Annotated in this window: 4 protein-coding genes; 1 reads left to right on the top strand and 3 read right to left on the bottom strand. The window is 72.5% G+C overall.

Annotation, left to right across the window (positions count from 1 at the left end):
* Positions 1–143 precede the first annotated feature (143 nt).
* From ACFXA3_RS36610 to ACFXA3_RS36600, 3 genes are all read right to left on the bottom strand, one after another.
* Positions 144–1,226 (bottom strand): prenyltransferase, encoded by a 1,083-nt coding sequence (locus ACFXA3_RS36610; protein ID WP_385194491.1) that lies wholly within the window; start codon positions 1,224–1,226, stop codon positions 144–146.
* The gene (locus ACFXA3_RS36605) at positions 1,223–1,957 is read right to left on the bottom strand and encodes a class I SAM-dependent methyltransferase (protein ID WP_054223236.1); all 735 of its coding nucleotides are present in this window, start codon (positions 1,955–1,957) and stop codon (positions 1,223–1,225) included. Before ACFXA3_RS36605 ends, ACFXA3_RS36610 begins: the two co-directional genes overlap by 4 nt.
* Positions 1,958–2,071: 114 nt before the next feature.
* Positions 2,072–3,388 (bottom strand): glycosyltransferase family 4 protein, encoded by a 1,317-nt coding sequence (locus ACFXA3_RS36600; protein WP_385194489.1) that lies wholly within the window; start codon positions 3,386–3,388, stop codon positions 2,072–2,074.
* Between the two features lie 273 nt (positions 3,389–3,661).
* Between ACFXA3_RS36600 and ACFXA3_RS36595 the strand changes: the two genes are divergently transcribed.
* Positions 3,662–4,306 (top strand): TetR family transcriptional regulator, encoded by a 645-nt coding sequence (locus ACFXA3_RS36595; protein ID WP_385194487.1) that lies wholly within the window; start codon positions 3,662–3,664, stop codon positions 4,304–4,306.
* Positions 4,307–4,454: the final 148 nt, after the last annotated feature.

Raw genomic sequence — 4,454 nt, 5'->3', positions numbered from 1 at the left:
GGGGGTGGGGTGGTGGGGGGGGGTGGTGCGTTGCTGGGTCCCTAGTCTGTGGGGGCGGCCAACCCGTCGGCGGCCCCCCCGCCGTTCGTGGCGGGCCCCCCCCCGGGGGTGGGCCCCCTTCCGTCCGTCCGGTCCTGCGCGGGCTAACCGCAGCAGTCCGGCTCCAGTCCCGACGGCAGCTCCAGCCCCCCGAACACCGCCCCGGTGGCCTCGTCCCCGCCCAGCGCGGCCACGGCGAGCAGCAGCGACCCGGCCGTCCAGGTCGTCTGCTCGACCGGCCACACCGCCTGGTCGTCGAAGACGTAGCCCGTCCAGTACATGCCGTTGTCCGCCCGCAGGTGCGTGATGGACCGCAGGACGTCCAGCGCCCGGTCCGACTCGCCGATCGCCCACAGGGCGAGGGCCAGCTCGCAGGACTCCCCGCCCGTCACCCACGGGTTCGGCAGCACGCAGCGCACACCGAGCCCCGGGACGACGAACTCCTCCCAGCGGCTCTCGATCCGCGCCCTCGCCTCGGCGCCGGCGAGCGCACCGCCCAGCACCGGGTAGTACCAGTCCATCGAGTAGCGGGACTTGTCCAGGAACCGCTCCGGGTGCCGCCGGATCGCGTGCCCGAGGGAACCCGCCGCCAGCTCCCAGTCCGGCTGCGGCTCCTCACGGTGCTCGGCGATCGCCAGCGCGCACCGCAGCGCCTGGTGGATCGAGGAGGAGCCGGTGAGCAGCGCGTCCGTGACGGGCGTGCCGTCGGCCTCCCGCTTCCAGCCGATCTCGCCGCCCGGCTGCTGCAGGCCGAGGACGAACTCGGTCGCCGCGTAGACGACGGGCCACATCCGGTCCAGGAACGGGTCGTCGCCGGTGGCCAGGTAGTGGTGCCAGACACCGACGGCTATGTACGCGACGAAGTTGGACTCCCGGCTCGCGTCCTGCGGCTCGGCGGTGTCCACCCCGTCCGGCCGGTCGGCGTACGCCGCGTACCAGGAGCCGTCGGCGTTCTGGTGCCGCGCCAGCCAGTCGTAGGCCCGCTGCGCCGCCTCGTGCTCGCCCGCCGCGTCCAGGGCCATCGCGGCCTCGGTGTGGTCCCACGGGTCTAGGTGGTGCCCGCGGAACCAGGGGATGGCCCCGTCGGAGCGCTGCGCGGCAAGGATGCCGGCCACCGTCCCGGCCGCCTCCTCCGCGGTCAGCACCCCGTCGAGGACCAGGCGTTCGGTGCGCCCGGGCGAGCTCACTTCGCCGCGCCGACGGGAAGGTGCGGCTTCGTCGCGTACGCCACGAAGCTCTTGCCGATGACCGGGTTCAGCGCCTGCTCCGCGAGCCGCGTCGCGAGCGGCTTCTTCATGATGTCCCAGACCAGGAGCTTGTGGTACGCCTTCACCGGCAGCGCCTTGTCGTTGTCGACGCCGAACGCGCACTTGAGCCACCAGTACGGGGAGTGCAGGCCGTGCGCGTGGTGGGTGCCGTACGTCTTGAGACCGGCGGCCGCCATCTTCCCCAGCAGTTCGTCGGCCTTGTAGATGCGGATGTGCCCGCCCTCGACCTCGTGGTAGGCGTCGCTCAGCGCCCAGCAGATCTTCTCCGGGCCGTAGCGCGGCACGGTGATGGCGATGCGGCCGCCCGGCTTGAGGACGCGGACCATCTCGGCGAGCACGCCCTTGTCGTCGGGGATGTGCTCCATCACCTCGGAGATGATGACGACGTCGAAGGACTCGTCGGGGAAGGGCAGGGCCAGCGCGTCGCCCTCCATCGCGGTGGCGGTGGCACCGGCCGGCGCCTCACCGGCCTCCTTCATGGCGGCGAACCACTTGGCGACCTCGCGGATCTCCTCGCCGTTGCGGTCGACTGCGACCACCTGGGCACCGCGCCGGTAGCACTCGAAGGCGTGCCGGCCGGCGCCGCAGCCCAGATCGAGCACACGGTCGCCTGCGGCGAGCGGGAACCGGGAGAAATCGACGGTCAGCACGGGGTCCTGCCTTCGCAATCGCGGGAGTGGAGGGGGTGGAGCGGGTGGCGGGAGGGCCGGGGGCGGCGAGGATGCCGGAGGTGCCCGGGAAGCATCGACGTCATGGAGCGGAGGTCACCGGGCGCTGCGGGTACGGGCCGCCGACCGCTCGATGGCGGCGCGGTACTGCGCGACGGTGCCCTCGGCGGCTCTCGCCCACGTGAACCGGGACAGCACCCGCTCGCGTCCGGCCGCACCCAGGCGGGCCCGCAGCTGCGGATCGCCCAGCAGCCGGCCCAGCGCGGCGGCCAGCGCACCCGCATCGCCGGGCGGCACCGCGAGGCAGGTCTCGCCGTCGGGGCCCGCGACCTCCGGGATGGCACCGCCGGTGGTGGCGACCAGCGGCGTGCCCGTGGCCATCGCCTCGGCGGCGGGCAGCGAGAAGCCCTCGTACAGGGAGGGCACGCAGGAGACCTGCGCGCTGCGCACCAGGTCCACGAGCTCGGCGTCGGTGATGCCCTTGACGAAGCGGACCGCGTCCTGGAGCCCGTACGACTCGATCGCGCGGGCGACCGGCCCCTGCTCGGCGCGCTTGCCGACGACGACCAGGTGCGCCTCGGGCTGCTCGGTCCGCAGCTTCGCGAGCGCCTCGACGAGGTGGACCAGGCCCTTGAGCGGGACGTCGGCGCTGGAGGTCGTCACGATCCGGCCCGGCACCTCGGCGACGGACGCGTCGGGCGACCACAGGTCGGTGTCGGCGCCGATGTGGACGACGTGGATGCGCTCGTCCCGCACGCCCAGGTGCTCGGCGATCTCCTGCCTGGAGGACCCGGAGACGGTCAGCACGGAGGGCAGCCGGCGGGCGACCCGCCCCTGCATCCGCGTGAAGCCGTACCAACGCCGCACGGAGAGCCGCTTCTTGTAGTCCCGCGCGGCGTCGAGGTCCAGCTGCCGGTCCACGGTGATGGGGTGGTGGATCGTGGTGACCAGCGGCGCGCCGAGACCGGCCAGCAGGCCGTAGCCGAGCGTCTGGTTGTCGTGGATGACGTCGAACTGGCCCGCGCGGGCCGCGAGGTGACGCCGGGCCCGCAGCGAGAAGGTCAACGGCTCGGGGAATCCGCCGGTCCACATCGTGGCGACTTCCAGCGCGTCGATCCAGTCCCGGTACTCGTCACGCTTGGGCGTACGGAACGGGTCGGGCTGCCGGTACAGGTCGAGGCTCGGCAATTCGGTCAGCGTGGCACCGGTGTCGAGGACGGGGTACGGCTGCGCGCCGATGACCTCGACGGAGTGCCCCAGCCGCACGAGCTCCCGCGAGAGGTGCCGGACGTAGACGCCCTGGCCGCCGCAGAACGGGTTCCCCTTATAGGTGAGGAGTGCGATGCGCAACGGGCGGTCGCCGTCGGTGGCGGAACCCGCGAAAGGGCTCGTCACCATGGCCTCAGCGGTCACTCTCGGCCCCCTTCTCGCTGCAACTTTCGCCGGAGCGTAACCGCTCGCATAATGTAGAACAAGTTTCAGACTTGATCCGTCGAAGACCATTGAATCTACCGGCCGGAAACCACACCGTAAGAGGCGGAGCAGGTGATTCGCGCCACGGCTCGGGCGCCTGCCATGCTGGCCGCCGATCACCTGACCATCACCCGCCGGACCACCACCGGATCACGACGCGAACAGCCCGGAAGTCAGCACCGCAACGACACGGAACGCCATGGAACGGGACAGATGACAGCGGAAGCGAAAGCCGTCGAGAGAGCCGTCGCCGCGACGGCGTCCCCTCCCCTGACGGAGCGCCAGGAGGCGCGCCGCCGCAGGATCCTGCACGCCAGTGCCCAGCTGGCCGGCCGGGGCGGTTTCGACGCCGTCCAGATGCGGGAGGTCGCCGAGGCGGCCGGGGTCGCGCTGGGCACCCTGTACCGGTACTTCCCGTCCAAGGTGCACCTCCTCGTCGCCACGATGCAGGATCAGCTCCAGCACATGCACACGACGCTCCGCAAACGCCCCCCGGCGGGTGAGGACCCGGCGGCCCGGGTGGCGGAGACCCTCATGCGGGCCTTCCGCGCGCTCCAGCGCGAACCGCACCTCGCGGACGCCATGGTCCGCGCGCTGACGTTCGCGGACCGGAGCGTGAGCCCCGAGGTGGACACGGTGTCCCGGCTGACCACGGCGATCATCCTCGACGCGATGGGCCTGGACGCCCCGCCGACGGCGGAACAGCTCTCCGCGGTCCGGGTGATCGAGCACACCTGGCACTCGGCACTGATCACCTGGCTCTCGGGCCGCGCCTCGATCGCCCAGGTCAAGATCGACATCGAAACGGTCTGCCGCCTGATCGACCTGACGACACCCCCACCCCGAGAAACGGCCTGAACCGGCGGGTCCGGGCACGAAACCCCGGGGCGGAAGAGAACCTGGGGCGGGGCGGGGTCGGCGGGGCGGGTGAGGCGGCGCTGGCGGGGCGGGGTCGGCTGTGCCGACCGGGACCCCCGGGGCGCGGCTTAACGGATCGGGGCCGGTG

It is taken from the genome of Streptomyces sp. NPDC059456 (genome assembly GCF_042750055.1).
Lineage (GTDB): Bacteria > Actinomycetota > Actinomycetes > Streptomycetales > Streptomycetaceae > Streptomyces.
This window is presented reverse-complemented; position numbering and strand designations above follow the sequence as displayed.